The organism is Vibrio sp. 10N.261.55.A10 (assembly GCF_041470825.1).
GTDB lineage: Bacteria > Pseudomonadota > Gammaproteobacteria > Enterobacterales > Vibrionaceae > Vibrio > Vibrio crassostreae_C.
This window is the reverse complement of sequence record NZ_JBFRNC010000074.1, coordinates 1-26,603: the sequence shown is the minus strand read 5'-3', so window position 1 is coordinate 26,603 and position 26,603 is coordinate 1. Positions and strand designations below refer to the sequence as shown.

At 45.2% G+C, this 26,603-nt stretch carries 31 protein-coding genes; 22 read left to right on the top strand and 9 right to left on the bottom strand.

Going from position 1 to position 26,603, the window contains the following annotated elements:
- Positions 1-2: 2 nt before the first annotated feature.
- The 4 genes from flgC to AB4274_RS20275 all read right to left on the bottom strand — a co-directional run bounded on the left by flgC (position 3) and on the right by AB4274_RS20275 (position 2,837).
- Positions 3-416, bottom strand: a complete 414-nt coding sequence (flgC, locus tag AB4274_RS20290; protein ID WP_004736176.1) for a flagellar basal body rod protein FlgC — start codon at positions 414-416, stop codon at positions 3-5.
- 4 nt (positions 417-420) lie between these two features.
- On the bottom strand, positions 421-816 hold the full coding sequence (flgB, locus tag AB4274_RS20285; protein ID WP_004736175.1) for a flagellar basal body rod protein FlgB: 396 nt from the start codon (positions 814-816) through the stop codon (positions 421-423).
- 255 nt (positions 817-1,071) lie between these two features.
- A complete protein-coding gene (locus AB4274_RS20280) occupies positions 1,072-1,899 on the bottom strand; it encodes a protein-glutamate O-methyltransferase (protein WP_004736174.1) in 828 nt (275 codons plus the stop codon).
- 11 nt (positions 1,900-1,910) lie between these two features.
- Entirely contained in the window at positions 1,911-2,837 is a 927-nt protein-coding gene (locus tag AB4274_RS20275) for a chemotaxis protein CheV (protein WP_017066180.1), read from the bottom strand.
- 77 nt (positions 2,838-2,914) lie between these two features.
- Between AB4274_RS20275 and flgA the strand changes: the two genes are divergently transcribed.
- The 3 genes from flgA to AB4274_RS20260 all read left to right on the top strand — a co-directional run bounded on the left by flgA (position 2,915) and on the right by AB4274_RS20260 (position 4,649).
- A complete protein-coding gene (flgA, locus tag AB4274_RS20270) occupies positions 2,915-3,661 on the top strand; it encodes a flagellar basal body P-ring formation chaperone FlgA (RefSeq protein WP_017064135.1) in 747 nt (248 codons plus the stop codon).
- Positions 3,662-3,839: 178 nt separating this feature from the next.
- The gene (gene flgM, locus AB4274_RS20265) at positions 3,840-4,157 is read left to right on the top strand and encodes a flagellar biosynthesis anti-sigma factor FlgM (RefSeq protein WP_017062263.1); all 318 of its coding nucleotides are present in this window, start codon (positions 3,840-3,842) and stop codon (positions 4,155-4,157) included.
- Between the two features lie 66 nt (positions 4,158-4,223).
- Positions 4,224-4,649 carry a flagella synthesis protein FlgN gene (locus AB4274_RS20260; protein ID WP_017064136.1) on the top strand — a complete coding sequence of 142 codons (426 nt, stop codon included), beginning with the start codon at positions 4,224-4,226 and terminating at the stop codon, positions 4,647-4,649.
- Between the two features lie 251 nt (positions 4,650-4,900).
- Here AB4274_RS20260 and flgP read toward each other — a convergent pair whose 3' ends face one another.
- Entirely contained in the window at positions 4,901-5,332 is a 432-nt protein-coding gene (flgP, locus tag AB4274_RS20255) for a flagellar assembly lipoprotein FlgP (RefSeq protein WP_016791311.1), read from the bottom strand.
- Between the two features lie 9 nt (positions 5,333-5,341).
- Complete coding sequence (locus tag AB4274_RS20250; protein WP_017064137.1) at positions 5,342-5,977, bottom strand: FlgO family outer membrane protein; 636 nt, start codon at positions 5,975-5,977, stop codon at positions 5,342-5,344.
- Positions 5,978-6,169: 192 nt separating this feature from the next.
- On the opposite strand from AB4274_RS20250, the gene AB4274_RS20245 reads away from it, so the two are divergent.
- The gene (locus AB4274_RS20245; protein WP_371720991.1) at positions 6,170-7,303 is read left to right on the top strand and encodes a flagellar assembly protein FlgT; all 1,134 of its coding nucleotides are present in this window, start codon (positions 6,170-6,172) and stop codon (positions 7,301-7,303) included.
- A gap of 139 nt (positions 7,304-7,442) precedes the next feature.
- Positions 7,443-7,949 carry a hypothetical protein gene (locus AB4274_RS20240; protein WP_017062268.1) on the top strand — a complete coding sequence of 169 codons (507 nt, stop codon included), beginning with the start codon at positions 7,443-7,445 and terminating at the stop codon, positions 7,947-7,949.
- Between the two features lie 128 nt (positions 7,950-8,077).
- On the opposite strand, the gene AB4274_RS20235 is transcribed toward AB4274_RS20240, so the two are convergent.
- The 3 genes from AB4274_RS20235 to AB4274_RS20225 are packed head-to-tail and all read right to left on the bottom strand — an operon-like array spanning position 8,078 to position 10,834.
- On the bottom strand, positions 8,078-9,319 hold the full coding sequence (locus tag AB4274_RS20235; protein ID WP_372113041.1) for an NAD(P)/FAD-dependent oxidoreductase: 1,242 nt from the start codon (positions 9,317-9,319) through the stop codon (positions 8,078-8,080).
- Positions 9,320-9,342: 23 nt separating this feature from the next.
- On the bottom strand, positions 9,343-10,416 hold the full coding sequence (locus tag AB4274_RS20230; protein WP_017062270.1) for a methyltransferase: 1,074 nt from the start codon (positions 10,414-10,416) through the stop codon (positions 9,343-9,345).
- A 28-nt stretch (positions 10,417-10,444) separates the two neighbouring features.
- Complete coding sequence (locus AB4274_RS20225) at positions 10,445-10,834, bottom strand: hypothetical protein (RefSeq protein ID WP_017062271.1); 390 nt, start codon at positions 10,832-10,834, stop codon at positions 10,445-10,447.
- A gap of 72 nt (positions 10,835-10,906) precedes the next feature.
- Between AB4274_RS20225 and AB4274_RS20220 the strand changes: the two genes are divergently transcribed.
- From AB4274_RS20220 to AB4274_RS20140, 17 genes are all read left to right on the top strand, one after another.
- On the top strand, positions 10,907-11,653 hold the full coding sequence (locus tag AB4274_RS20220) for a beta-ketoacyl synthase chain length factor (RefSeq protein ID WP_372113039.1): 747 nt from the start codon (positions 10,907-10,909) through the stop codon (positions 11,651-11,653).
- Entirely contained in the window at positions 11,653-12,423 is a 771-nt protein-coding gene (locus AB4274_RS20215; protein ID WP_372113038.1) for a lysophospholipid acyltransferase family protein, read from the top strand. Before AB4274_RS20220 ends, AB4274_RS20215 begins: the two co-directional genes overlap by 1 nt.
- A gap of 105 nt (positions 12,424-12,528) precedes the next feature.
- The gene (locus AB4274_RS20210; protein WP_004736154.1) at positions 12,529-12,789 is read left to right on the top strand and encodes a phosphopantetheine-binding protein; all 261 of its coding nucleotides are present in this window, start codon (positions 12,529-12,531) and stop codon (positions 12,787-12,789) included.
- A gap of 10 nt (positions 12,790-12,799) precedes the next feature.
- Complete coding sequence (locus tag AB4274_RS20205) at positions 12,800-13,057, top strand: acyl carrier protein (RefSeq protein ID WP_004739745.1); 258 nt, start codon at positions 12,800-12,802, stop codon at positions 13,055-13,057.
- Positions 13,057-13,614, top strand: coding sequence for a septation protein IspZ (locus tag AB4274_RS20200; protein ID WP_017062274.1), 558 nt, complete (start codon positions 13,057-13,059; stop codon positions 13,612-13,614). The genes AB4274_RS20205 and AB4274_RS20200 overlap by 1 nt, the downstream gene beginning before the upstream one ends.
- A gap of 6 nt (positions 13,615-13,620) precedes the next feature.
- Positions 13,621-15,009: an AMP-binding protein gene (locus tag AB4274_RS20195; protein ID WP_017064141.1), complete on the top strand. Its 1,389-nt coding sequence runs from the start codon at positions 13,621-13,623 to the stop codon at positions 15,007-15,009.
- A gap of 88 nt (positions 15,010-15,097) precedes the next feature.
- Positions 15,098-15,460 (top strand): 3-hydroxyacyl-ACP dehydratase, encoded by a 363-nt coding sequence (locus tag AB4274_RS20190; protein ID WP_017062276.1) that lies wholly within the window; start codon positions 15,098-15,100, stop codon positions 15,458-15,460.
- Positions 15,453-17,252 carry a glycosyltransferase gene (locus AB4274_RS20185; protein ID WP_017062277.1) on the top strand — a complete coding sequence of 600 codons (1,800 nt, stop codon included), beginning with the start codon at positions 15,453-15,455 and terminating at the stop codon, positions 17,250-17,252. The genes AB4274_RS20190 and AB4274_RS20185 overlap by 8 nt, the downstream gene beginning before the upstream one ends.
- Complete coding sequence (gene hutH, locus AB4274_RS20180) at positions 17,230-18,777, top strand: histidine ammonia-lyase (RefSeq protein WP_017062278.1); 1,548 nt, start codon at positions 17,230-17,232, stop codon at positions 18,775-18,777. The genes AB4274_RS20185 and hutH overlap by 23 nt, the downstream gene beginning before the upstream one ends.
- Positions 18,778-18,816: 39 nt before the next feature.
- Positions 18,817-19,320, top strand: a complete 504-nt coding sequence (locus tag AB4274_RS20175; protein WP_017062279.1) for a thioesterase family protein — start codon at positions 18,817-18,819, stop codon at positions 19,318-19,320.
- The gene (locus tag AB4274_RS20170) at positions 19,307-19,987 is read left to right on the top strand and encodes an outer membrane lipoprotein carrier protein LolA (RefSeq protein WP_017064143.1); all 681 of its coding nucleotides are present in this window, start codon (positions 19,307-19,309) and stop codon (positions 19,985-19,987) included. The genes AB4274_RS20175 and AB4274_RS20170 overlap by 14 nt, the downstream gene beginning before the upstream one ends.
- A complete protein-coding gene (locus AB4274_RS20165) occupies positions 19,959-22,331 on the top strand; it encodes an MMPL family transporter (RefSeq protein ID WP_372113036.1) in 2,373 nt (790 codons plus the stop codon). The genes AB4274_RS20170 and AB4274_RS20165 overlap by 29 nt, the downstream gene beginning before the upstream one ends.
- On the top strand, positions 22,328-22,951 hold the full coding sequence (locus tag AB4274_RS20160; protein ID WP_029235193.1) for a DUF3261 domain-containing protein: 624 nt from the start codon (positions 22,328-22,330) through the stop codon (positions 22,949-22,951). Before AB4274_RS20165 ends, AB4274_RS20160 begins: the two co-directional genes overlap by 4 nt.
- A 5-nt stretch (positions 22,952-22,956) precedes the next feature.
- Complete coding sequence (locus AB4274_RS20155) at positions 22,957-24,156, top strand: beta-ketoacyl-[acyl-carrier-protein] synthase family protein (RefSeq protein WP_017062283.1); 1,200 nt, start codon at positions 22,957-22,959, stop codon at positions 24,154-24,156.
- A complete protein-coding gene (locus AB4274_RS20150; protein ID WP_017062284.1) occupies positions 24,149-24,613 on the top strand; it encodes a hotdog family protein in 465 nt (154 codons plus the stop codon). The genes AB4274_RS20155 and AB4274_RS20150 overlap by 8 nt, the downstream gene beginning before the upstream one ends.
- Positions 24,610-25,335, top strand: coding sequence for a 3-ketoacyl-ACP reductase FabG2 (locus tag AB4274_RS20145; protein ID WP_017062285.1), 726 nt, complete (start codon positions 24,610-24,612; stop codon positions 25,333-25,335). Before AB4274_RS20150 ends, AB4274_RS20145 begins: the two co-directional genes overlap by 4 nt.
- Positions 25,332-26,555: a beta-ketoacyl-ACP synthase gene (locus AB4274_RS20140; RefSeq protein ID WP_017062286.1), complete on the top strand. Its 1,224-nt coding sequence runs from the start codon at positions 25,332-25,334 to the stop codon at positions 26,553-26,555. The genes AB4274_RS20145 and AB4274_RS20140 overlap by 4 nt, the downstream gene beginning before the upstream one ends.
- The last annotated feature ends 48 nt before the right edge of the window (positions 26,556-26,603 follow it).

Sequence of the window (26,603 nt, the reverse complement as noted above, 5' to 3'; positions counted from 1 at the left end):
CCTTATTGACCCATCTGCAGCGTACGCAGCAGCATTTGTTTACTCGAGTCAGCAACCTGTACGTTTGTTTGGTACGCACGTGATGCCGAAATCATGTTTGCCATTTCTTCCATAACGTTGACATTAGGCTTGTAGATATAGCCTTCGTTGTTCGCTAATGGGTGATCCGGGTTGTACTCCGCGCTTAGCGGCTTATCGCTTTCCACAATACCTAATACTTTCACAGGCACAGTGTGACCACTGTTGCGTGCTTTATTTAACTCAGCGCCGAACACTGCGTGACGAGCCTTGTAAGTTTCTTCAGCAGAACTACTTACACTGTCCGCGTTCGCAAGGTTGCTCGAGGTCGTATTTAGACGAACAGATTCAGCACTCATCGCAGAACCAGTCACATTGAATACATTGAATAAACTCATCTAATTATTCCCCTTTAATCGCTTTAGTTAAATTCTTGAACTTACTTCCTAAGAAGTCGAGAGAGGCTTGATGCCTAATTTGGTTTTGCATGAAAAGGTTTCTTTCCAAATCCAAATCAACCGTGTTGCCATCTCCTGTATCAGGTTGGGTAGGAATGCGATACTTCGTTTCCCCGTTCACCGTTGTTGAGGCAGAAATGTGCCGACCATCTGTACGGCTAAGACCAATGCTTGCCCCAGAACTTGCCGCTTGCAGTGATTTCTTAAAGTCTAATCCCTTTGCTTTATACCCAGGCGTGTTTGCTTGCGCGATATTGGTGGAAAGCACCTCAGCGTTACGCTCACGTACACCAACTGTGTGCTGGTGAATGCCCAAAGCATTGTCAAAAGAAATAGCCATGTAAACCTCAACTCAAGAACTGACTGTTATGAAATAACCAAAGCAATATATATACCAACTTTTGAAACAAGGCGGTCTATCAATGCTTTTACAGGTTACTCGTGGGTAAACTTGCAATAAACAAGCCAAAAAATAGAGTAAATTGGAATGTCACTCTGACTTAAAGATATAGCTTAAGCAGGAAAAAGAAAACCCAGCACTTGGCTGGGTTTTAAATTTAGACGGTAACCTTACACCTAATATCGGTGCCGCTCGTTACTTTAATTTGTAGATGATGCCTGGATTACAGCGAACCATTTCAAAACGATCGGTTAAGCCTGTTAACGATTCAGACGCGCCCAATAGTAAGTACCCACCAGGGTTCAGGCTATTTGCCATCTGGTTAAGTACCTTTGACTTCATATCAGGCGAGAAGTAAATCAGCACGTTACGACAGAAAATAATGTCGAACTTGCCTAACAATGCATAGCTGTCCATCAGGTTCTGAGGGCGGAAGTTCACCATGCGCTTGACGTTATCTTTCACTTTCATACGGCCATCGCCCGCATCTTCAAAGAAAGTACGACGGCGCTCTGGAGAAAGTCCACGTCCCAATGCAAGGTTGTCGTAAGCGCCAGTGCGGCACATATCCAACATACTTGCTGAGATGTCAGTTGCGGTAATCGATACATTTGGCAGCATACCTGGCTTACGAGCTTGAGTTTCAAGAATCGTCATTGCCATTGAGTATGCTTCTTGGCCTGAAGAGCTTGCCGCAGACCAAATCTTAATAGGACGTTTATTTGCCGCTATTTCCGGTAGAAGCTTATCCGCAAGCACAGCAAACGGGTAAGTATCACGGAACCAAAGTGTCTCGTTCGTCGTCATGGCATCGACAGCAGCCACACGCAGCTCACGGTTTCGACCTGTTACTACATCTCTCAACAAATCAGACAAAGAAGCTAACTTAAACTTCGTTACTAATGGGCTTAGACGACTGCGCACTAAATACTGCTTGCTGTCACCTAATACAATGCCACATTGAGATTCTAAGAAACGGCTGAAATCGCGATACTCTTGATCACTTATTGTTATAGCAGTCATTAATGTCTCTTTTAGTTAGTTAACGCAGCTTTTACAGCTGCACCAAGCTCATCTGGGTTGAATTTAGCGATGAAGGAGTTAGCTCCAACACGCTCAACCATGGCTTGGTTAAATACACCACTCAACGATGAGTGTAAAATTACGTATAAATCTTTAAGTTCGGCGTGACGACGAATCTCAGCAGTCAGCGTGTATCCATCCATTTCTGGCATTTCGATATCAGAAATCACCAATGAAATCTGATCGTAAATACTGCCTTCTGATGACATCTGTATCAGCTTCTCGTAGGCTTCTTTACCATCCTTCACCGAGATAACTTCAAAACCAATCGACTCAATAGCACGTTGAACCTGCTTACGAGCAACGGTCGAGTCATCAGCAATCAAGATGCGGCGAACCAGTTCTTTCTCTTGTTCTACTTTCGCAATATCTTCAGCAATCTTGCTGTCCATTGTTTCATCAACAGGAGAAATTTCTGCAAGGATCTTCTCAACATCAAGAATTTCTACCAATTCATTATCAATGTTGGTTACCGCTGTCAGGTAGTTAGCTCTACCTGCGCCATCTGGCGGCGGAAGAATCGATTCCCAGTGCATGTTAATAATGCGCTCAACTGAACTTACCAAGAAACCTTGAATGGTTCGGTTAAACTCAGAGATAACCACAAAACACTTTTCAATATCCGTTGTAGGACGGCCACCAATCGCTAAGCTCAAGTCGATCACAGAGATCGTTTGGCCACGAATGTGTGCTACACCTTTAACCAGTGGGTTCAAGTTTGGCATCTTTGTCAGCTTAGGGCATTGCAGCACTTCTTTTACTTTAAAGACATTAATGCCGTAACGCTGACGCCCCATTAGGCGAAAGGTTAGTAATTCTAATCGGTTTTGACCGACGAGTTGCGTACGCTGATTCACCGAATCAAGAATACCCGTCATGAGCTCATCTCCATATCAAACTTTTTTGTATAAAAAGTGTTAGTCTACTGCAGGCTACGAACCACCAGAGAAACGGAATGACGTATTATAAAACAAATTTGCCACCTCTTTCCATAGCAATGTGTAGAGCTACTTTTAAAACTGTCGCTAAGTTTATCGGCATTTTATCAATATTGTTTAGTTTTTTTGTACAAGCTGCGACCCCAGAACAAATTGAGATGATTCAGTCTGCAGCGGAGCAACATATCCTTGATACAGTTGAGCAGCCACAAGGTGGCGAACTCTTTGTTAATTCAGCAAATGTTGACTCAAGAATCAAAGCGACAGACTGCCCAGTGCCTTTAGAGACCAGCGCTTCAACGACCACCAATACCCGCAGCAGTATTACGGTTTTAGTGCAATGTGTTCCTGATGAGTGGCGAGTTTATGTACCGGTGCGCCTTTCGATGTCGGTGCCTCTTGTCACCACCACTCGCTCACTCGCGAGAGGCGAAATCGTCGGTCAATACGATGTCACCACCGCTATGATTTCTCTTAACAAGTTTCGTCGCCAAGGTTTCACAGCTCCACATCAGGTCATCGGCGCTAAGGTAAAAAAGAACCTAAGACCGGGCGATGTTGTAGAAAGAGGTGATATCTGTGTCGTGTGCCGAAACGAGAAGGTTATCATACAGGCAGTAAAAGGTGGCATGACCATTACCACCAAAGGAACTGCGCTTACCGATGGCTCTATGGGTGATCAAGTAAGAGTGAAAAATGATAAATCACAGCGTATAATTGAAGGGATTGTTACCAGCATGTCTGAAGTCACGGTTTACTTTTAACTCTTTACTTCTAAATTGACGGTATCGTTAGCGATTTCACCCTCAACTCTAACGCCAAATATAACGGCTGCGGTGTTTTGTCCCTTTTCGACTATTGAGCTAAAAATTGCTAAAGTATTCGAACCCTTGGTCGATATTGACTGTACAGGTTCCCATTTTTGAAGAAAAAGGCTTAACTATGGCAGGCATTGATAATATTCGTTCAGGGCAAACCCTAACGACCACTAACCGATCAGCAGTACGCTCTGATTCTAGTTCTGAGGCATCACGCTCTGATGTATCAACTAAATCACCAGCAAGCAAAGATGCGGTTTCACTGAGCCAACAAGGCAAAGCGATTGGTCAGCTCCACCAAGATATGGCAGCACAGCCAAGCTTTGATTCTGTGAAAGTAGCAGCGATCAAAGAAGCAATTGCGAATGGTTCATACACTGTCGATCCAGAGAAACTGGCTGACAACATGATCAAGTTCGAAGATGAATTAAAAGGCCTTTAAGAAAACACTAACTTTTGATTGAAGTTATTGTCTTAAAGTACACGAGGTTATGAATAGGTTTACGTTATGGCGGCACTAGCAGATTTAGTTAATTTTCAACTTCAAAATGCCAAAGCCTTATCTGAATTACTAAGTTCAGAGAAAACCGCTATTACGAGCCGACAATCAAACGATATTGAGCGAATCGCCAAAGAAAAAGTGGTCCTAGTTGAACAACTAAGATCAACCGATCAGCGAATCGCAGCCCATACCAATATCTCAGAACTGACCGAGAACCCTGAACTTGCTCAGTTAGTCACTAAGATCCAGTCCATAGTGCACGATTGCCAGCAAGCGAACCTTGTGAATGGCGAAGCCTTAAATCGAGCGCACCTTAGCTTCAAAAAACTCAGCAATATGATGCAGCAAAGTCACGGAAAAATTGGCATGACCTACAATGCCGGTGGTCAAACGCATACTATCTCTACGCTGGGAACCAACGTAAAAGCCTAGTTAAGTTAACTCTTCCTCTTCAGTAATACCCCTTGTTAACCGTTTATCTGTATCTCAGACTATTCCTGTCGTTATCTTTTATTAAAACACCTAATCAGCCTTTGAACGCCCTGACAAAATCGATAAACAAAAAAGCGGCAAGTATTTTCATACTTGCCGCTTTTACATTCATATTAGTTATTGGTTGCCGATACGCCATCTGGAAAACGAAAGCAGCCAATATCACTGAATATTCAATTCGAACACCGAAATTAGAACAGTGTTTGTTGTCTCTTCTCAGGTACTGCCTGAACTTCACCGTAGTTACGTAGCTGATCCATCTTGCGAATATCCAACTGAAGCTCTGTTACGTAGCTATCACCCACAGGGTAACTGCGCACCACTTCTGCGCCACGGATAACACCATCAACCGCACCTGACGTACGCTCTGTACCAAGCCGTTGATCTTCAAGTTCTGCTCGACCGCTTACTCGCATGCCGTAAACCTGTTCAGCAAGCTCACGATAAGCATCGATCTTAGAGGCTCTCATCGCGCGGATACGTCTCTCTTCGTCGTTACGACCTTTCTGCTCACTGATACTCGCATAGCCAACAGCCACTAAGAAATCATCAGGTCTCATGCTCTGCAATGGCTGACAGCCAACAAGCAATAAAGCGGCAACAACAAACATTAACTTCTTCATCTCGAACTCCTAAGGGCGAAGAATAACAGTATAAGGCTGACTGATCGTTGGATCGGAACGAATGATCACGCCATCTTGAGTTCGAATACTGTTGAGAGTATCTAGGTCACGGCCAATACGGTCTGCAGGTAAGAAGCCTTGTGCCGTCGCTACTACAATTCGAGTTTGCATGCCAACAACGCGAGCATTTACTAGTACACCGCCTTCTTGGCGAAGCATGGTGCCTGTCAGTACATACTGTACGTCTTGCTCTTGAGCTAAGTCTTTCCAATCGCGGCTTAACGCAAAGTCACCTTGATGAGTCACTTGAATAGAACCTGTTGTTTTGAAATCAACAACCTTGAAGCCACGACGCTGAAACTGATGAATGAAACCTTCTGATACCGAGTTTCCTAGCCAGTTCGTTGTGTCCATGTGTTGCAGGTCAACAAACGACGTAATCGCTATCGGAGTTCTTGCTGAGATACTCGTATTCGAAATGATCAGATCTTCGGTCATACTTTCCACGAAGAAATCCATGGTATGACGAGGGCTATCCATCAACATAAACTGACTGCCTGAATATTCAGACTTGCCGTTATAGATTGGCGAATAAGCGCATGAGGTCAACAACATGACACTCATTACTACGAGCCATTTTTTCATTATCTTATCTCCAGATAGGTTTAGTGCTCCCTGTTCCAATATGTTCTCACCATTATTCTTTTCAATGGATTACAATGTTGGAACAGTCTTTGCTTTTCATTAATGGTTCAGATTAAGAAAAACGCACTTAAGTCAGCTTCAAGCTTATAGTTATTTGTTAAGCAATATTTATACCCAACTGGTAACGAATAGATGAAAAAAATAATTTCTTACTTATTTTCAATAAGTTCACTGATAACCATAAGCTTCAGTGCTCATGCCTCTTGGTATGAGGTTACCGGTACCGCAGCCATCGTATCGTCAGAGGAAACGGCAAGGGTCCATGCTCTGGAAGACGCGGTATATAAAGCGATCCAGTTCTCAGGAGCCGACATTGGTAGCATTGCCAACCTCACGCCCTACCTCGACGCAAACAAAAAAGAGTTTCAATTTACCAATCATGAAGTGCGCTACATCTTGGTAGAAAAAGAGAAAAAACGCAGTGGCAATATAATGATCACCGCAAGGATCGATATCTATCCTTCGGCAAATGCTTGCCATGAGAGCCAATATAAGAAGACATTTTTGGTCGGCAACATCGATGTGACTTTCCCACAGCAAGCTGTAATGGGCAGAATCTATAACATCGGTGATGATTTTGGTCATGTCGTAGATCGACAGCTGGCGCAAGAGTCTCGCAGCTTTGTTTCCGTTGGCACGACCAATTACGACATCGACAAACGTCGACCTGAAGTGATCAAGATGATCGCCCAAGACACTGGCGCACAATACATCATTGGTGGCGACATTACCGATTTAACCGCGACCATCGAGTCCAAACTGTTGAAAGACGACATCATCAATCGCCAGTTTGCGTTAGAGATGCAAGTCTTCGATGGTAAAACAGGACATCAGGTTTACAACCGTAGCTATCGTGAAGTGGCAAAGTGGCCATTTGCTAAGACCAGTGAAGTCGACACCCGCAGTGCCCGTTTCTGGGCATCAACCTACGGCAGCATGATGCTGCGTGTTAGCCGTAATATTATGTTGGACTTAGAATCGGAAGTGTCATGTAAGATCACCCTTCCAGAGGTTGCAGCGGTATTTGGTAACACTGTGACCATTGATTTAGGTCGAATGCATGGCGTACAACAAGGTGACAAGTTGCAACTGTGGCACACAGGTTCGTTTATCGACCAACGCGGTTTGCCACGCAACAAGGTTTCTCAAAGCGACATCACCCTAACGGTTTCTCGCGTTTACGAAAACGAAGCGGAACTCACGATTGATCAGCCAAGCCTTGCGGGAAGCATTCAAATTGGTGATGTGATGCAGAAAATCATGTAGTTAGCGACACTCTCGTCTCAGAGTTTCTAATAAAGCCTTAGCAAAGATGCTAAGGCTTTATTTTTTTCATGGGTATTAGTTTCGGTTTTGCAGTATTTGGCGTAATCTTATTAATAACATAATCATCACTTAGCAAACTATGAGTCAGAATAATCTAATTGGTGCTACCGGTTACCGCTTTATCTCGAAAGGTAAAACCGCTTTTAAGATCCACATCCATACTCCCGAAGATACGGTGCTGCATCGGTCGGTCGGTTTTGTTCGTATGGGTGAAGACAAAGCACTGAAGAAAACCATTAAATTAAGAGATGAACTGGGCAGACAGCTATGGGGCAAATTTTGGCCCAAAGTCCTCAAAGAGCCCTACCTGATGACGCGCCTGCCTCATAGTCTAGAACCCAAAATTGTATTCAAACCAAATCCAACTCAGAGTGATCCCGAACACCGCGACGAATGCTACATCGCTAAGTGGCGTGTATTCTCAGAAAACGGCGACTACAAATACAAAACTAAGGTGTGCTCCATTAGAAAGCACGGCAGACTTGCCGCTTACAGCCAAACCAAACGTGCGCTGCTTGATGCTCACAAAGACGTAATTGATCTACTTATATTTATGGGACGATTGAACAGCATCGACTTAAAATAGGCTTAAATCCGATTAAGCTGACCGCCCATATTTTTCAGATACAAAAACAGCCGCACATTGCGGCTGTTTTTAATTTATGACGATCCATCGTGGCAATTTAGAGTATTGCTACATACAAAATCGATTACCTAGTTTCGGCATATCTCAGCCAGTGTCGCCAATCGGCGCTTAGACTCTTTCACATAAGGGTTGGCTTGATCCCATGCGTAACCCGCCAGAATTGAGCACACCATCTGCTTAATCTTTGGATTTGGATCTTGATAGAAAATCACATCCTGCAAAGTACCTGAGTACCACCCCTCAACATACGTTCTAAAGGTGTTTACACCAACCATCAAAGGAGCGGCATAATCGCGTTCCCAATCTACCTTCTCACCGTTAAGTTGCTTTTCGACACACTCAACCGCAAACTGTGCCGACTTCATCGCAATCGTCACGCCTGACGAGAACACCGGGTCAAGGAACTCGCCGGCATTGCCAAGCAACGCGTACTTATCCGTCGCCAAATGTTTTACATTGGCAGAATAGCCACCAATTTCACCCGCAGGGTTTGGATACTCGGCGCTTGCCAGTATCTCAGCCAAGCCCGGCTCTTCCGCTGCCAGCTGTTTAATTGCAGCAATCTTGTCTTCTGGATAGGACTCAAAGAACTTAGGCTCTCCTACGACACCAAACGAAGAGACACCGTTACTAAACGGGATCAACCAATACCAAACATCTGGGTTGGTTGGATGCACAGAGATAAGAATTTTATTTCGGTCATATTCAAGATCGGTATCCACCTCTGCAATATGATCGTTAATGTGCGTAAAAATAGCTTTGCGTGGAGGGAGCGATGACGGCTCTGCCAAGTTAAGCATTTTTGGTAGCACTCGACCAAAACCACTGCCATCCAGAACGTATTGCGCTTCTATCTGATAACGCTCTCCACCCAGCACTTGTACATCTAAAATGGTGCTGTCGTCGGTGAAATTAATGCCCATTAACTCATGTTGGTAATCAATGCAGACACCCTGCGCCTCAGCCGTATCTGCCAAAACCTGATCAAAGGCACCTCGCTGAACCTGAAACGTAGTTCCAGGGCCAGAAGAGAACTTGTCTTCAAAATTAAACGCCGTATAAACGCCATTTTTGCGAAAGGCAGCGCCATCTTTGTATTGGAAGTTAGCGTTGATCACTGCGTCAGTCATCCCAGCCTGTTCAATCACTTCCATACAAGCTGGTAATAGGCTTTCACCAATAGAAAAGCGAGGGAATACGCTCTTTTCAATCACTCGAACATCGATGCCTTTTTTATGAAGTAAAGACGCAGCAATAGACCCTGATGGCCCAGCTCCGATGATCACCACTTGAGTTGATAGTTTTTTCATTATTTAAGCCATGTTTGTTATTTTTATTGCGCGCCAGCTTTCAATTCTAGAAGCGTGTGACCAAGACCGATATCGTCGGTACGCGTTACCACTTCAAAGCCCGCTTCTTCAACAATCTCTAAGAAATCTTCACTGCGGTAAAAACGACTGTTGCCATTGGCCAAGCAGGTAAAGTAGAGAGACGTCGCGTTTAAGCTATAAGAAGCCGCATCGTATTTCTGTGAATCCCAAAACAGTTCAAGGATATAGACAGTCGCATCTTCTGACATATGAGAGCGAACGCGCTTTAATATGCTCAGAATCTCCATTGGCGAGAAACAATCAAGGAACTGACTCATCCACCAAACATCCGCGCCCGTTGGCAGAGTTTGCTGTTTATCGAGCATATTCGCTGGGAATGGCGTGACTCGCTCTTGATGACCATGCTTTGCCGCGTTTGCCATTGCCATTTCTAGCTGCTGTGGCAAATCAACAATCGTCACCTCAACGTCCGCATCATGGTTGCAGCATTGCATCGCCCACTTACCCGTGTTGCCGCCGATATCCACCAGCGACTTAGGTTTCTTGCTGAAGACTTTTTCAAGTAACACAGGGAACGAGCGATCCGAATAGAAGTGATCAAACTTGAACCAACTCTCTTTTGCTTTTTCTGGCAATTGAGACAAGCCTTGGTAAATGGTTTCCCAATCACCCAACTCTTTCAAGCCTGCAGGTGTGCCTTCTTCAATCGCTTCTGTTAGATGCATCATCGCGGCATAACAAACATCGGCTGTGAAATCCATGTTTGCGTTAGTCATACCATCATGCAGAAGGTAGAAACCAAGGTTAGCCATTTTGTAGTTAGGCTTTTCCCAAGTCACAATATGAGCACTTAACGCCATATCGAGCAGGACTTTCACGCCGTACTCAGAGACACCGGTCGATTCAGAGATAGACTCTGCTGGTAAACCCTCGTTGCCCGCGTCATCTAACGCTTTCAAAATGCCTAAATCACGAAGTGTACGAGCAGTATGAAAAACAATCGGAGCGAAAGACAATTTCTGCGCTTCTGTTTTTGCTTCTAATGCGTTGAATGGATCTAATTTATATTCCGACACGAAAAACCTAACTTTAAATAATAGAGAGTTACTCAGCTGCCATTTGCGCAAGCTTACGTTTAATATCAACGTTTAAGTTATTAACCCAACGGTTGTAATTACGGTGTATTTCACCATCGTCGTACTTCAAATTCTCTGATTCAACGTAAAGAATAGAGTAAAACTTATCACTATAAGGAATTTCAACCACAGCGTGGTGCGAACGAACATACAATTCAGCGCGGATCAAACCAGGCTTTATTTCTGAAACCAACCAGCCTCGATTTTCAGCAGATTCAGAAATAGCTGATTTAACCTGTTTACTTTGAAGATTCAGTGCAACTGGAGTATCCTCAACATTCATTACAGGTTGGACGCGTCCACATCCTGCAAGAACGAATATGAATAACATTGAAACTGCTATTTTTAGTAATTTCATTTAAATTCCTTATCTGTGTTTATTTATAAGCGCGCATAGTATTTAGTTAGACTCAAAGCAAATCAATACTCTATGTCAAATCAATCCCAATTAATGTCGTTTAATATTGAGAAATGGTCTGCAAATTCGGCTGGTCTCAATTCTGTTGCCCAATGGCTAGCGTGGAGCACTAATTTAGATTGGCCACAAGATGGCTCAACTGAATTTAAAGCGATCCCACCGATGATGCGCCGCCGAATGAGCCTACAAAGTAAATTGGCCGTTCAAACTGCATTGACACTCTTAAAAGACAACTCGATTGATTATCTGGTTTTTGCCAGTCGACATGGTGAACTGCACCGAACCGCAACCTTGATTCAGTCGATATTAGAAGGTGACGATGCCTCACCAATGGCGTTCTCGCAGTCGGTACATAATACCGCAGCTGGTCTAACCACCATTGCCGCCAAAGCACCGATTCCACTGACTTCAATAGCCGCAGGGCAAGATACTTTCCATAACGCTCTGATCGAAGCTTATCTTTACCTTCATCAATATCCGTCGCATCGAGTGTTAGTTATCGATTTCGACCAACCTCTGCCCGAGCTCTACCAAGAGTACGAAACACAGAACTTTGCTGATTATGCGCTGGGCTTAGTGCTCACCGCTGGCAGTGAATACTCTATTACTAGGACAGTAGAGACCAACCAAGCACCTTCCGTGTTACCACAAGGGTTACAAACGCTCCAACATATCTTATTAGGTACAAATAGGTGGGCTATTGCTGGCAAGCACCAAACTTGGTCTTGGGTAAATAACACCGAGACAGGTACAGCGTAATGAGCAGAGTAGACCAGTATTGGCGAGTATTCGCGACAGGCCTCTGCTTTACCATCTTTGGTTTGGGTGGCTTAGTATTGAGCTTCTTAATCTTACCGACTATCGCGCTAGCCAATCCCAATACCATTAAAAGAGAGCTTAAAGCACAGCGATTAATCCGTTTCTCATTCAATGCGTTTTGCCAGATCATGAAGTTCACCGGAGCAATCGATTACCGAATTGATGGTGCAGAACTACTGCGTAACGACCGTAACTGCATTATCGTCGCCAACCACCCAAGTTTGATTGACTATGTGCTGATCGCCTCTCAACTTCCTCAATGTGATTGCCTCGTCAAAGCGGCCATTTGGGAAAACCCTTTTATGAAAAGGATTGTCAAAGCGGCAGGTTATATACCGAACCAAGCCCCTGACGATCTTTTAGAGCGCTGTGAAGAACGCTTCTCACGTGGCAATGTCATGCTGATTTTTCCCGAAGGAACTCGCACAACGCCAGGAATTGAACCATCCTTACAGCGTGGGGCGGCACAAATCGCGACTCGAACACAAACCGATTTACGCGTGATTCATATTACGGTTTCTCCGACATTCTTAACGAAAGAGAAAAAATGGTATCAAGTTCCTGCGTCGAAGCCCTTTTTTCATGTCGCGGTGAAAGGTAAAATAGAAGTCGAACCATTTATTGAAGGCTCAAATAATTTAACTTCGGCAGCAAGGCGCCTTAATCATCATCTTGCACAAACAATTTTCCCTTCCGAAGAAAACATTTAGCGTATCAATAACATAACAGGCGATATCGGCATTTCGAAAATACCTCATATAATGTAGAATCGCCCCCTTAAAGCAGCATTCAGATAAAGCATTAAGTAGGCCAAAGTGGAAACATTACACAACGAACTGAAACAACTGATCATCGACGCATTGAACCTTGAAGACATGAGCATTGATGAGATTGAAACGGAAGCTCCACTATTTGGTGATGGACTTGGACTAGACTCTATCGATGCCCTTGAGCTTGGCCTTGCTATCAAGAAAAAGTACAACATTGTTATCGATGCAGATGATTCAAACACTCGACAGCACTTTGCGTCAGTTGAAAATCTAGCGAACTACATCTCTTCTCAAACGAATAACTAGACAGATCTTTATGACACAAGCTAACCAACAAGAAGTATACAACCAGGTTAAAGATGCGCTTATTGAGCTGTTCGAGCTTGACGCTGAAGATATCACCCCTGAAGCTCATCTCTATCTTGATCTAGACCTAGACAGCATTGATGCCGTTGATTTGGTCGTTCACCTACAGAACGTCACAGGTAAGAAGATAAAACCTGAAGAGTTCAAAGCAGTGCGCACCGTTAATGACGTTGTCGAATCTGTGGTTGAACTATTGAAGGACGCCTAATGCGTCCTCTGCTGACTTTACTGTCGGCAATTATACTTTTCACTTATCCAATAGCGGTTTACTTTGGACTCAACAAGTTTGGCTTACAAACCGTTGGTATTGCCTTAGCCGCTATCTTTGCTGTACGCATTTTCACCGGCGGTCAGGCTAAAATCAAAGAGCTAAAACACCTAGCTTGGATCAGTGGAAGTGCCGGTATTGTTCTGCTGGCTTTAGGCTTAGCCTTTAAGCAACACGGCTGGCTAACCTATTATCCCGTTATCGTTAATGTTTGTATGCTGGTTGTATTCGCTTCGAGCCTATGGCAACCACAAACGATTATCGAACGTCTTGCTCGCCTTCAAGAGCCTGAACTTCCGCAAAGTGGCGTTGATTACACACGAAAAGTCACCAAAGTGTGGTGCTTGTTCTTTGTTATCAATGGCTCTATTGCCCTTTACACCTGCTTCCAACCGCTAGAAGTATGGACCCTATACAATGGCTTACTCAGCTATCTGTTTGCAGGGTTACTCTTTGCAGGAGAGTGGGTAGTAAGACAGCGCATTCGTCAGAGTTAAATTGTTATGACCCAAACCGTATCTTACACCTCGTTGTCTGAGCTTCTTAGCCAGGACAGAGCCCCTGAATCTATTGTCTGCTTTGACGACAATAGCGAGATTACGTGGCAAACATTTAACGACGACTTATCTCAACTCGTACAATTTTTGTCTTTATCCCCTTTTCAACGAATCGCGATTTGTACCCAAGACAGCTACCTATTTGCGGTGGCCTTTTTGGCATGTACAGCAGCCAACAAACACATCATCTTACCGGGCAACTACCAGCCATGTGCGCTTGCTGAGTTAAGTAAGCAGTTTGATTGCCTGCTAGTTGATAACTCGATTGGCGAAGTTGAGGTGAATGACGTTCGTAATATCCAAACCTTATTGGATTCAAACACTGAAGCACAAAAACCTCTAACCGAGAATCTTACGACCATTGATTTGGCAACAGTCCCATTAACTCTGTTCACTTCAGGTTCAAGTGGCACGCCAAAAGCGATAGATAAAACGTTAGAGCACCTCGATATTGAGACCGCTCAGTTACACAAGAACTGGGGTGAGTTACTCAAGGGAAACCAAATCCAAAGCACAGTTTCTCATCAACATATCTATGGTTTGCTGTTTAGAATCTTATGGCCACTATGCTCTGGTGTTCCATTTGCTCGACACAACCTTGAATACCCAGAACAGATCTTATCTCACGCAAATCAAAACTGTGTACTGATCAGCAGCCCAGCGCTACTTAAACGATTAAAGCATGAGACCAACAAGGTACAACTTGCAGGAATCTTCTCTTCGGGTGGTCCATTGCCTACCGAGTCGGCTCACCAGTCACGAGATCTGCTTGGTCATTTACCGATTGAAGTCTTTGGTAGCACAGAAACCGGTGGCATCGCATTTCGTCAGCAAGAGAGCGCTCAAACGCCTTGGCAGCTTTTTGCCTGTATTGAGGCTAGTCTCAACAGTGAGAGTTGCATTAAGTTATTGTCGCCGTACATCGATAAGAATAACTGGTATCAAACCTCTGATGAGTGCGAGATGGTCTCGGAGAATCAATTCATATTGAAGGGCCGAACGGACCGAGTGATCAAGATAGAAGAAAAGCGAGTATCACTGGTTGAAGTGGAAAAGCGACTGGAGCAACTGCCTTGGATAAGTGAGTGCGTGGTTATTCCATTTGAGGAGCCTGAGCGATTAATATTAGCCTCTGTTTTGGTATTATCAGATGAAGGCCAAGCCGCTCTATCGACCATGAGCAAAGGTAAATTCTGGTTGATGCTGCGTACAGAACTCAGAAAGTGGTTAGAGCCAATCGCAATCCCGAGAAAATACCGTGTTGTCGATGAGATCCCCCTCAACAGCCAAGGTAAGCGATTAACATCTCACATAGAACAGCTAATAAAATCATAGAAACCGCTGATCGTATTTTACACTGAGATTATCTTTTTATATTTTTGTCAAAGAACCAATATTTGCCCAAGGATTCTAAGCACGCCCTATGGATAAAAGAAAACCAAACATCATTGCTGTAGACACGGTAGAAAATGAATCGACCCTGACACTTCATGTTAGCGGAGATATCACCGACTTTAATGGGCACTTCAAGAGCTTCCCTATTCTACCTGGCGTCACGCAAATTGATTGGGCACTTCACTACGCAGTCCAAGAGTTAGGCGTTCCTGGTTTCTTTAAAGGAATGGAAGTCATTAAGTTCCAAGAGCCTATCCTGCCTGACGCTACAATCCAGCTATCACTCAAATGGGATGCTGACAAAGACAAGCTGAGCTTTAGTTACACATCAAACAACGGTGAACAGACCCACTCTTCAGGCAAAATGAAGCTGGGAGAAAAAAGTGAATAGCGCTCCCGTCGAGGCTACTTCTCAACACCACACAAAAGAAAGCAGCTACAAGGCTTGCTTCCTTATCCCGTGCTTTAACCATGGCGCAACCATGCCGGCTGTGGTGTCGTCACTTCATCATTTTGAGTTACCGATCATCATCGTTGACGATGGCAGTGAACTCACAACAAAACAGTTTCTGTCTCCCCTAGCAGAGAATTCAAACGTAACCTTGGTGACGCTTGAACAGAACCAAGGTAAAGGCGGCGCAGTAAAAGCCGGAATCAAAAAAGCGCAGCAACTAGGCTTTAGCCACGCTATTCAGATAGATGCTGATGGGCAACACGACCTGGAAGCCTTGCCAACATTGATTGAGGCCTCACAAGCTAAGCCACAACGTCTGATATCAGGCCAGCCTATCTACGACGACAGCGTACCCAAAGCAAGGCTCTATGGGCGCTACGCGACACATATCTGGGTATGGATAGAAACCCTTTCTTTATCAATTAAAGACAGCATGTGTGGCTTTAGAGCGTATCCTATCAACCAAACTCAAACTGTGTTGAATAAGTACGATGTTGGTTCGAGAATGGACTTCGATATCGAGATTTTGGTTCGCCTGTATTGGGAAGGTTGCGACATAGACTTCGTTGAAACGCGCGTTATCTATCCTGAGAACGGCATCTCTCATTTCGATGCGTTGTGGGATAACGTCAAAATCAGTTGGATGCATACACGTCTATTCTTCAGCATGCTGCCAAGAGCACCAAAACTGATTGCTCGCCATTTCAAATCCGATTCAGCTGATAATAACCCAAATTTATCGACTGATTCAGAGCCGCAAGCTTCTGAACAACCACACTGGTCCCGCACTCAAGAACGCGGCACAGTATTAGGCATTAAGCTGTTATTAGCCATTTATACCTTGTTAGGTCGCGGTGTGTTCAACCTCATTCTGCGTGGTGTGATGCGTTACTACCACTTGACGGGCCAGCGTGCGCGAAACGCTTCCGAACAATATCTATTCCAATTAAAAGCCTATGCGGAACAGCAAAATATTGAGCTCCCCGGAGAACTAACCAGTTACAACCATCTGCTTTCATTTGGCCATACGATGCTCGACAAGCTCGCGGCATGGAAAGGTGATTTCTCGGCAGATAACCTGACTATTCATGGCCAAGACCAGTTCGAGAGCATGGTGGCAAATAAGCAAGGTGTGCTAATCCTTGGATCTCACCTTGGCAATATTGAGCTGTGCCGAGCTTTAGGTCGCAGACACTCGAACATCAAAATCAACGCCCTGGTTTTTACAGAACACGCCGAACGTTTTAATTCCGTGATGAAAGCGGTTAACCCGCAGTCTGATTTAAATCTGATTCAGGTGACATCGATGGGGCCTGATACCGCTATCTTGTTACAACAGAAACTAGAGCAAGGCGAATGGATCGTGATTGTTGGCGATCGAACTTCCACCAGCAAAGAGAGCCGCTCAGTATGGGCTGAGTTCTTAGGTAAGGAAGCTCCATTCCCTCAAGGTCCATTTATGTTAGCCTCGGTTCTCAAAGCACCCGTATTTTTGCTGTTTGGGTTACGTGACGACTCACAATCTAAGCCGCATTTTAATGTCTATTTCGAGCATTTTAGCAACAAGATCGAGCTACCAAGAAAGACTCGCGAACAATCTTTACAGCAAGTCGTGCAAAAATACGCAAATCGACTTCAGCACTACACACTGCAAGCACCGCTTCAGTGGTACAACTTTTTTAATTTTTGGACATTGAGCAAGCACCATGACGAAAAAGAATCCAAATAGCATCACCTTTGGTGCCGAGCGCCTCACGATTGAGGATGTTGTCGCTATCTCACAAGGCGCAAAAGCCTCGATGAACACAAGTGAAGCATTCACATCTAAGATCGACCGTGGTGTCGCTTTCTTAGAACGCCTATTGAAAGAAGAAGGTGTGATTTACGGTGTAACGACGGGTTACGGTGACTCATGTACGGTTGCGATTCCGCCAAACCTAGTTGACGAGCTACCACTGCATTTAACACGTTTTCACGGCTGTGGTTTAGGTGAAATATTGTCTCACGAACAAGCTCGTGCAGTATTAGCAACGCGCCTGTGTTCGTTATCACAAGGTGTCTCTGGTGTGACTCACGATCTACTCAACCAGATCGTTACCCTAATCAACCAAGACATCTCACCACGCATTCCTCAAGAAGGATCGGTGGGTGCCAGTGGCGACTTAACACCTCTGTCTTACTTAGCCGCAGCACTGATTGGTGAGCGTGATGTAATCTACAAAGGTGAAGTGCGCCCAACCAGTGACGTCTACAAAGAGTTAGGAATTAGCCCTATCAAACTTAAGCCAAAAGAAGGCTTGGCGTTGATGAATGGTACGTCTGTAATGACGGCATTAGCTTGTATCGCTTACAAGCGTGCGGAATATCTAGCTCAGCTATCAACTAAGATCACCGCTATGGTATCAGTCGGTATGCACGGCAATGACTTCCATTTCGATGAAGCGCTGTTTGCAGTCAAACCTCATCCTGGTCAACAACAAGTTGCTGCATGGCTGCGTGATGATCTGCAAGCGGATCGCCCGCCACGTAACAGTGATCGCCTCCAAGATCGTTACTCTCTGCGCTGTGCTCCACATGTTATCGGCGTGGTTCAAGACTCTCTGCCTTGGCTACGCCAAATGATCGAGAACGAGCTAAACAGTGCCAACGACAACCCAATTATCGATGGTGATAATGAGCGCGTACTGCACGGTGGACACTTCTACGGTGGACACATTGCAATGGCGATGGATACGTTAAAAACTGCAGTTGCGAACCTTGCTGATCTGCTTGACCGTCAAATGGCTCAGCTGATGGACTACAAGTTCAACAACGGTTTGCCATTCAACCTAACGGGTGCTGAAGGCGAACGTAAGCCAATCAACCACGGCTTTAAAGCAGTACAGATTGGCGTTTCAGCTTGGACAGCAGAAGCATTGAAACACACCATGCCAGCAAGCGTATTCTCTCGCTCAACTGAGTGTCACAACCAAGATAAAGTGAGTATGGGCACCATCGCAGCTCGTGACTGTTTACGCGTTCTAGAGCTAACCGAACAAGTGGCAGCAGCGTCACTACTGGCGGGGACACAAGCACTCGAACTTCGTAAGCGCCACAATGAGCTTGATGAGCACCACATGAGTGAGAACCTCAAGCACATTCGCGACGAAGTGCTTAAGGAGTTTGAATTTATCGTAGAAGATCGACCACTTGAAGGCGATCTACGCCACTTCATTGCTCGTATTCAAAGTCAGCACTGGTCACTTTACTCATAAAGTAGCCAACCCTTTACGCAATATTGTTGAGAGCGATTTATGTCTGAAATCCTTCACCCATTACAATCTGAGGTGACGCTTATCACCTCATTCCAAGATGCCGACCCAATGGGCGTGATCTATCACGGCAACTACTTCCGATTCTTTGAAGAAGTTAGGCGCATCATGATGGATAAGATTGAGTACAACTACCATGAGATGAAGGATTCTGGCTACATGTGGCCTATCATCGATACCCGCGTGAAATACATTAAGGCGATACCGTTTAATCACAAGATTAAGGTAACGGCGAAACTCACCGAGTGGGAAAATCGCCTGCGCGTCGATTATGAAATTCATGATGCTCTAACCGGTGCTCGAATGACACGTGCTCACACCATGCAGGTTGCCGTCACCATCGAAGAACAAGAGATGTGCTTTGCCTCACCCAAAGTGTTTACTGACAAAGTCGAACACTGGCACCAATTTGGTTGCTTACCTCTAGCAACTGAACATCAAACACAAACCTCTAACCCACAGCAGGTGAACCATGAATCTGTTTAAACGCAGTCGCAAATACATCAATATCGCGCTAATTGGACTTACTGCGATGATGGCAAGCGGCCTTGTAAGCGCCAAAGAAAACTCTGCTGCTGTCAATTCTATTTCAGAGCTGCAGACGGTGCTCAGCGAAAATAGTATTGTGCGTGGTGAGTTCACTCAAACACGCAATATGGAGATGTTCGCCCAGCCTTTAACGTCACAAGGTACATTTCTGTTAGACAAATCAAGTGGCTTACTCTGGACACAAACCACTCCGTTTCCCGTGAACTTAGTGCTCACCGATAACAAACTGAGCCAAAGGTTTGCCGATCAACCCGCAAAAATCATCACCGACAAAGAAAATCCAATGGCGTTTTATTTCAGCCATATCTTCTTGTCAGTGTTTCATGGGGACACGCAAAAACTTCAGGAACAGTTCGCACTCAATTTTGAGCCCGCAACTAACACCAGCTCTGATGAAAATGTACAAGCATGGACACTGACTCTAAAGCCCAAAAATGCACCGATGAATGCGGTGTTTGAGGCTATCACGCTGCAAGGCAACAGCGATATTGAACGTATTGAGTTGAAAGAGATTCGTGGAGATAGCACAGTGATCGAATTCAGTCAGTTAAGCCATCTACCGGAAGTATTATCAGATGCTGAAGCGAAACAATTCCAACTCTAGTCTTGCCCTTGTTTGGCTTGTTGTTGTAATGCTGTTTAGCGGGTTGTTGACCAAACAATTCGCTTTTTCTTCGTCGGTACCGATTGAAAGCAACATTCTAAAGTTACTGCCCGAAAACCAGCAAGACCCAATGGTAGAGCAAGCCTTTCAGCAGATATCCAGCTCGATGAGCGAGCAAGTGGTATTTATCATAAGCGCTCCCGATATCGAACAAACCATGGTTGCGACCGACGCTTTTGAAAAAGCTCTCAACCAAAGAACTTTTTCAAGTCAGCCAACTCTGTTTAAGCAAGTTCAAGGTAAAATCAACGCCAGCTCTCAAAGCCAGTGGAGCGATTTCTATTTTCGTCACCGATCTCAACTGCTGACCCAACAACAAAAAGAGACGCTGACACACTCGCCTGATTCGCGAGCTCAATATGTCATTCAGTCTCTGTACAATCCATTCTCAGGCGTCACTGCAGCAGAGTTATCTCTCGACCCATTCTTGTTATTTCGCGACTACATCAGTGCTATTGGCGTCCAATCAAGTAACTTTGTTCTGAAAGAGGGCTATCTCACGGCCCAGTCGAATGAGCAAACTCATATTTTAGTCACGGCTACTCTGGCGGACTCACCTTATAGCTTGGCGATTCAAGAACAACTTCCAGATCTTGATTCAATTGAGCGCGAGGTCGAAAAACAATTTGGCGTCAAGGTGCAGCATACTGGTGTGGTGTTCTACGCCAATTACGGTACCGAAAGCGCGAAATCAGAAATCAGTACCATTGGTTTGGGCTCATTGGCAGGCGTTATTTTATTGGTGTGGCTGACATTTCGTAGTGCGCTACCACTTGCCTTATCTTTACTCTCAATCAGTACAGGATTATTGGTTGCACTGGCAAGCACTGTCGCTATCTTTGGTAAGGTGCATCTATTCAGCTTGGTGTTTGGCGCTAGCTTGATTGGCGTATCCATCGATTACTCTTTTCACTATCTCACTGACCGTTTGGCCGCAGGAAGCCACTGGCAGAGCGATAAAGGCCTAAAGCATATTTTCATTGCCATCACTCTAGGTTTAATCACCAGCTTAATCGGATACTTAGGGCTACTGGTTGCGCCATTCCCAGGCTTGCAGCAACTGGCTCTGTTTTCGTCGATTGGACTGATCGCAGCTTACGCCAGTGTGGTGTGCTGGTACCCCGTTTTAGCGGTAAAACCAGGCCAAGAGCGCCCTCTTCCCCTGTCGAAACTTTGGCATACTTGGTTAAGCCTTTGGAGCAACCAAAAATTTAGAATTGGCTTACCGTTAACAGTGACTGTCGTTAGCTTGATGTCACTCAGTCAAATTCGTTACGACGACGATATTCGCCAGCTTCAGGCTATGCCCGAACAACTCAAACAACAAGAGCAAGCCATTACTGAGATATCAGGGTTAGGCAGTGGTCAAAATATGCTTTTGGTCACAGCTCAGAGCGACCAAAAGCTACTCAAAAAATTGACAGAAATCACCACAAGCTTAGATTCGCTGGTCAATAGCCAAGGTATCTCCGGGTATCGCAGCATCAATCAACACTTGTTAAGTAAACAAGAACAGCATGATAACTATCAGTTGGTTGAACAACTCTATAGTCAACAAAGCCATATATTACAAAGCTCTCTCGGTTGGTCTACGTTTCCAGAACTACCAAAATTCGAACCAATCACGGTATCTGGATTTTTGGAGTCTCCAGTCTCAGAGCCTGTTCGACCACTTTGGTTAAAACCTATCGACGGGCAAGCAGCGTCGGTCATTTTGATAAAAGACGTCACTGATGCTGAGCTGTTCTCACAGTGGTTGGAGTCAGATTTTGCTCAGAAGCAAGGTGTGAAACACCTCAATAAAGCGGATGAAATCTCCTCTCTTTTTGCTGAGTACCGCGTCAAGATTACCGAGCTGTTATTGATAGCATTGGCAGCTATTGGCATGCTGTTAGGCTGGCGCTATGGTGTGAAGCAAAGCCTGTTAATGCTGTTGCCTTCATTGATTGCAGGCGTAGCAGGTTTGGCGGTCACGGGCATTTTAGGCTCGACACTGAACCTATTTAACCTGCTTGGTTTGATTCTGATTTTAGGGATTGGCATAGACTACACCCTATTCTTTGCTGAGCAAAAGAAATCGCTGAGCACCTTATTAGCGATCACCTTGTCAGGTCTCACAACACTACTTTCATTCGGCTTACTGTCGCTGAGCCAGACTCATGCTATTCATAGCTTCGGGGTGACGGTTCTGACAGGGATCTTTGTCGCTTGGCTGCTTTCTCCACTCGCGATCAACAGTAGTAAAAACGTAGAAGGACCAATTACTCGAGAGGCTTTTAGATGATCCAGACATTAAAGGTAACCTTCGCCATACTAGTGGGCATTCTAATGAGTGCCTGCTCGATGGTTTCTCAGCAGCCAAGTGGTGCGAGCGTGTCTATCGATCAAGACACCGATCTAGCACTACCACTGCCAGCTGAACTGGGATACTCATTAACAGCCAGTCAGTTGATTAGCGCTACGTGGGAAAATGATACACAGCAGCTTCCGGTTCAAGTCGAAGTCACACCAGGTAAAGTGGTTTTGGCGGGGTTCTCCTCTTGGGGTACTCGCATTCTATCGCTGCAATACCAGAATCAAGTAATTGATACGCAGGTTTTGTCTGGGCTTGGCGCAACTTTGCCACAACCTGAACAGGTGCTATTTAATTTAATGCTTACCTTATGGCCGGCTGAAGCATGGGCTCAGCCTTTACAAAGCATAGGTTGGCACCTAGTCGATACCGACAAAACAAGAACCGTATTTGATGAAAACCAACAGGCAATCATTCAAATTGATTACCAAACAGATCCTGGTACACACAAAACGGCAGGCGACATTGTTTTCAAACATTTGACCCTGGGCTACAACATCACCATACAAACGTTGAACTCAACGATTGTCGACAATCCAAGTAAGAGTTGAACACTATGCCTATTTACATCCAAGACTGTGGTTTCCACTCAGCGCTAGGCTCAGAGATTGCCGATATTCATGGCTGTCTAAAAGACGAGCGTGAATCAAATATGGTCGAAGTGCACGATATGCTGAACGATGGTAAACACACTGTCGTTGGTCAGATCGCGGGTGAACTACCACCGATTCCTTCAGATCTTACGCAATACGCCACTCGCAACAATCAACTGGCGCTGTCGGCTCTTCACCAAATTGAAGATTCTATCGAGCAAGCCAAATCTCAGTTTGGCGCAGATAGAATTGCTGTTGTTATTGGCACCAGCACATCTGGGATCTCCGATGGTGAAGCAGTCTTCAAACAAAAATTGGCAAACGGCGAGTTTCCAGCAGATTACCATTACTCAAAACAAGAGCTTGGTGATACCTCAGAGTTCGTTAGCCAGTATTGCGCATTAACGGGGCCAAACTACGTCATATCTACGGCTTGCTCATCCAGTGGCCGCGTATTTCTGACCGCCCAGCGCTTATTAGATTCAGGTATGGCTGATGCCGTGTTAGTGGGTGGTGTGGATACATTGTGTAAGCTGACACTCAATGGTTTCCACGGTCTTGAAGCACTCTCAACAACACATTGTAAGCCATTTAGTGCAACCCGAGAAGGTATCAACATAGGAGAAGCAGCGGCATTTATGTTGCTCAGCAAAACAAAGTTAGCCGGTGTTAATGCAGCACAAGACACGTCAAACATTGCCTTATTGGGCTGTGGGGACAGCTCTGATGCACACCACATTTCAGCGCCTCACCCTGAAGGCAATGGTGCTGAACAAGCAATGAAAAAAGCGTTACATTCTGCACAGTTAAACGCAGAAGACATTGGTTATATCAATGCACATGGTACAGCAACGCCACTCAATGACTCGATGGAAAGTAAAGCCATTCATCGTATTTTTGCAAACAAGGTTCCCGTCAGTTCTACCAAACCGCTGACCGGGCATACTCTAGGCGCAGCAAGTGCGATTGAGGCTGCAATTGCGTGGCATATTTTAAAATATGACTTACCGCTTCCCTTACAAAAATGTCAGGATAAAGCTGAAGATATTGAGATTGATTTGGTAAACTGTTCACAGAAACTTAAAGCAAAGAACATCTTAAGCAACTCGTTTGCTTTTGGTGGCAACAACATTAGCCTGATTTTTGGTGTAGTAAATGACTGATATCCCTTCTGTAGACCAACTTCTCCCTCACGATGATCCGATGATATTAATCGATCGTGCTATCAGCGTAGAGGCGTTGTCGATCCACTGTCAGGTCGATATTGGTGACCATAATCTGTTCTTTGACGCCGAATCTCAAACGGTACCAGCATATGTTGGAATCGAGTTTATGGCGCAGTCTGTAGCGGCATGGTCTGGATATCACGCACTTAAAAACGGCACCACGCCCCCAATCGGATTCTTACTCGGCTCTCGTCGCTATAAATCACTGTGTGATGAGTTTACTCAAGGTCAGACCCTTGATATCTACGCCGAACAGATGATGGAAGACAGCGGTATGGCTGTGTTTACCGCAAGAGTCGAAGACCGAGGTGAGTTAGTGGCTCAATGCCAACTCAACGTCTACGTGCCGACCGAACAAAAATTACAAGAAATGAAAACTAGGAGCCCATCATGAGCCGTCAGGTTTTAGTCACTGGTGCCAGTAAAGGTATTGGTAAAGCGATCGCTATTCAACTCGCGAAAGACGGGTTTGAAATCGCCGTTCATTACATGGGTGACAAGCAAGGTGCTGAAGAGACGCTAAAGTCGATCACCGAACTGGGTGGCGCTGGACGTCTTATTCAATTTGATATCAGCAAACGAAGCGAGTGTCGCGAAAAGCTTGAGTCTGATATCGCTGAACATGGTGCTTACTATGGTGTAGTGAACAACGCGGGCATTACTCGTGACACTGCATTCCCCGCGATGACGGAAGAAGAGTGGGATGGTGTGATCCATACCAACCTAGATAGCTTCTACAACGTACTTCACCCTTGTGTAATGCCTATGGTTCAAAAGCGTAAAGGTGGCCGTATCGTCACTCTAGCGTCGGTATCCGGCATTATGGGTAACCGTGGTCAAACTAACTATGCTGCAGCAAAAGCGGGGGTGATTGGCGCAACTAAGTCTCTTGCTCTAGAACTCGCAAAACGCAAGATCACGGTAAACTGTGTCGCTCCTGGCTTAATTGACACAGGTATGGTTGACGAGCACGTGAAAGATCATGCACTTCCTCAAGTACCACTGCGCCGTATGGGTGAGCCGGAAGAAGTAGCCGGCCTAGTCAGCTACCTAATGTCTGATATTGCAGGCTACGTAACTCGCCAAGTGATTTCAGTAAATGGAGGCTTAGTATGACCCGCCGCGTTGTTGTAACTGGAATGTCTGGTGTTACTGCTTTTGGTAACGACTGGCAACAGATAGAGCCTAAGCTAAAGGCCTGTGAAAATGCGACTCAATATATGCCAAGCTTCGAGCAATATGATGGTCTCAACACAAAACTTGCCGCGCCTATTGATGACTTCCAACTGCCTAAACACTACAAGCGTAAGCAAGTGCGTGGCATGGGCCGTGTATCACGCCTAGCTACCGTTGCGACTGAGAATGCATTGGAGCAAGCCGGCTTAATTGGTCACGATGTATTGACCAATGGCGAAACTGGTATCGCTTACGGCTCTTCAACTGGCAGTACCGATGCGGTTGGTGCTTTCGGAGTAATGCTGAACGAGAAGTCGACACGAGCAATCACAGCAACCACTTACGTTCAAATGATGCCACACACAGCCGCGGTAAACGTAGGTCTGTTCTTTGGTCTGCGTGGCCGCGTGATTCCCACCAGCAGCGCCTGTACTTCAGGAAGCCAAGCCATTGGTTACGCCTATGAAGCGATCAAGCATGGTTACCAAACCGTAATGGTTGCCGGTGGTGGTGAAGAGTTATGCCCAACTGAGTCTGCCGTTTTCGATACCCTTTTCGCTACCAGTTTAAAAAACGACACACCCAAGAAATCCCCTAGCCCATACGACAGCGAGCGTGATGGCTTGGTTATCGGCGAAGGCGCTGGAACCCTGATCCTTGAAGAGTACGAACATGCTGTTGCTCGTGGCGCAAAGATCTACGCAGAAATCATAGGTTTTGCGAGCAACTGTGATGCGGCTCATGTGACTCAACCTCAGATGGAAACCATGCAAATCTGTATGGAGAAAGCATTGAGAGACGCACAACTTCCAGCTGAGAAGATTGGCTATGTTTCTGCGCACGGTACTGCGACTGAAAAAGGTGATATTGCAGAGAGTAACGCGACAGCGAATATCTTTGGTGAAGTACCAATCAGCTCTCTTAAGAGTTACTTTGGCCATACGCTTGGTGCATGTGGTGCAATTGAAGCGTGGCTCAGCCTAGAGATGATGCATAGCGGTTGGTTCAGCCCAACCCTAAACCTTAAGAATGTCGATGAACAGTGCGGCAAGCTCGATTACATCACGGGCTCAGGTCGCGAATTGGATGTTGAATACTTGATGAGCAACAACTTTGCTTTTGGTGGAATCAACACCTCTATCATCTTCAAGAAAGTCTAAGCTTAGCTACATAAAACGCTAAGTAAATAAAAAGGTTCATCGCGGATT

Excerpts from the sequence above, each read along its gene's own strand:
- hutH (WP_017062278.1), top strand. The coding sequence starts at position 17,230 with ATGACGAAAAAGAATCCAAATAGCATCACCTTTGGTGCCGAGCGCCTC.
- AB4274_RS20140 (WP_017062286.1), top strand. The coding sequence starts at position 25,332 with ATGACCCGCCGCGTTGTTGTAACTGGAATGTCTGGTGTTACTGCTTTT.
- flgP (WP_016791311.1), bottom strand. The coding sequence starts at position 5,332 with ATGAAGAAGTTAATGTTTGTTGTTGCCGCTTTATTGCTTGTTGGCTGT.
- AB4274_RS20165 (WP_372113036.1), top strand. The coding sequence starts at position 19,959 with ATGCTGAAGCGAAACAATTCCAACTCTAGTCTTGCCCTTGTTTGGCTT.
- AB4274_RS20245 (WP_371720991.1), top strand. The coding sequence starts at position 6,170 with ATGAAAAAAATAATTTCTTACTTATTTTCAATAAGTTCACTGATAACC.
- AB4274_RS20235 (WP_372113041.1), bottom strand. The coding sequence starts at position 9,319 with ATGAAAAAACTATCAACTCAAGTGGTGATCATCGGAGCTGGGCCATCA.
- flgC (WP_004736176.1), bottom strand. The coding sequence starts at position 416 with ATGAGTTTATTCAATGTATTCAATGTGACTGGTTCTGCGATGAGTGCT.
- AB4274_RS20240 (WP_017062268.1), top strand. The coding sequence starts at position 7,443 with ATGAGTCAGAATAATCTAATTGGTGCTACCGGTTACCGCTTTATCTCG.
- AB4274_RS20175 (WP_017062279.1), top strand. The coding sequence starts at position 18,817 with ATGTCTGAAATCCTTCACCCATTACAATCTGAGGTGACGCTTATCACC.
- AB4274_RS20160 (WP_029235193.1), top strand. The coding sequence starts at position 22,328 with ATGATCCAGACATTAAAGGTAACCTTCGCCATACTAGTGGGCATTCTA.
- AB4274_RS20205 (WP_004739745.1), top strand. The coding sequence starts at position 12,800 with ATGACACAAGCTAACCAACAAGAAGTATACAACCAGGTTAAAGATGCG.
- AB4274_RS20280 (WP_004736174.1), bottom strand. The coding sequence starts at position 1,899 with ATGACTGCTATAACAATAAGTGATCAAGAGTATCGCGATTTCAGCCGT.
- flgA (WP_017064135.1), top strand. The coding sequence starts at position 2,915 with ATGACGTATTATAAAACAAATTTGCCACCTCTTTCCATAGCAATGTGT.
- AB4274_RS20195 (WP_017064141.1), top strand. The coding sequence starts at position 13,621 with ATGACCCAAACCGTATCTTACACCTCGTTGTCTGAGCTTCTTAGCCAG.
- AB4274_RS20250 (WP_017064137.1), bottom strand. The coding sequence starts at position 5,977 with ATGAAAAAATGGCTCGTAGTAATGAGTGTCATGTTGTTGACCTCATGC.
- AB4274_RS20150 (WP_017062284.1), top strand. The coding sequence starts at position 24,149 with ATGACTGATATCCCTTCTGTAGACCAACTTCTCCCTCACGATGATCCG.
- AB4274_RS20190 (WP_017062276.1), top strand. The coding sequence starts at position 15,098 with ATGGATAAAAGAAAACCAAACATCATTGCTGTAGACACGGTAGAAAAT.
- AB4274_RS20275 (WP_017066180.1), bottom strand. The coding sequence starts at position 2,837 with ATGACGGGTATTCTTGATTCGGTGAATCAGCGTACGCAACTCGTCGGT.
- AB4274_RS20200 (WP_017062274.1), top strand. The coding sequence starts at position 13,057 with ATGCGTCCTCTGCTGACTTTACTGTCGGCAATTATACTTTTCACTTAT.
- AB4274_RS20225 (WP_017062271.1), bottom strand. The coding sequence starts at position 10,834 with ATGAAATTACTAAAAATAGCAGTTTCAATGTTATTCATATTCGTTCTT.
- AB4274_RS20155 (WP_017062283.1), top strand. The coding sequence starts at position 22,957 with ATGCCTATTTACATCCAAGACTGTGGTTTCCACTCAGCGCTAGGCTCA.
- AB4274_RS20220 (WP_372113039.1), top strand. The coding sequence starts at position 10,907 with ATGTCAAATCAATCCCAATTAATGTCGTTTAATATTGAGAAATGGTCT.
- AB4274_RS20260 (WP_017064136.1), top strand. The coding sequence starts at position 4,224 with ATGGCGGCACTAGCAGATTTAGTTAATTTTCAACTTCAAAATGCCAAA.
- AB4274_RS20215 (WP_372113038.1), top strand. The coding sequence starts at position 11,653 with ATGAGCAGAGTAGACCAGTATTGGCGAGTATTCGCGACAGGCCTCTGC.
- AB4274_RS20170 (WP_017064143.1), top strand. The coding sequence starts at position 19,307 with ATGAATCTGTTTAAACGCAGTCGCAAATACATCAATATCGCGCTAATT.
- flgM (WP_017062263.1), top strand. The coding sequence starts at position 3,840 with ATGGCAGGCATTGATAATATTCGTTCAGGGCAAACCCTAACGACCACT.
- AB4274_RS20145 (WP_017062285.1), top strand. The coding sequence starts at position 24,610 with ATGAGCCGTCAGGTTTTAGTCACTGGTGCCAGTAAAGGTATTGGTAAA.
- flgB (WP_004736175.1), bottom strand. The coding sequence starts at position 816 with ATGGCTATTTCTTTTGACAATGCTTTGGGCATTCACCAGCACACAGTT.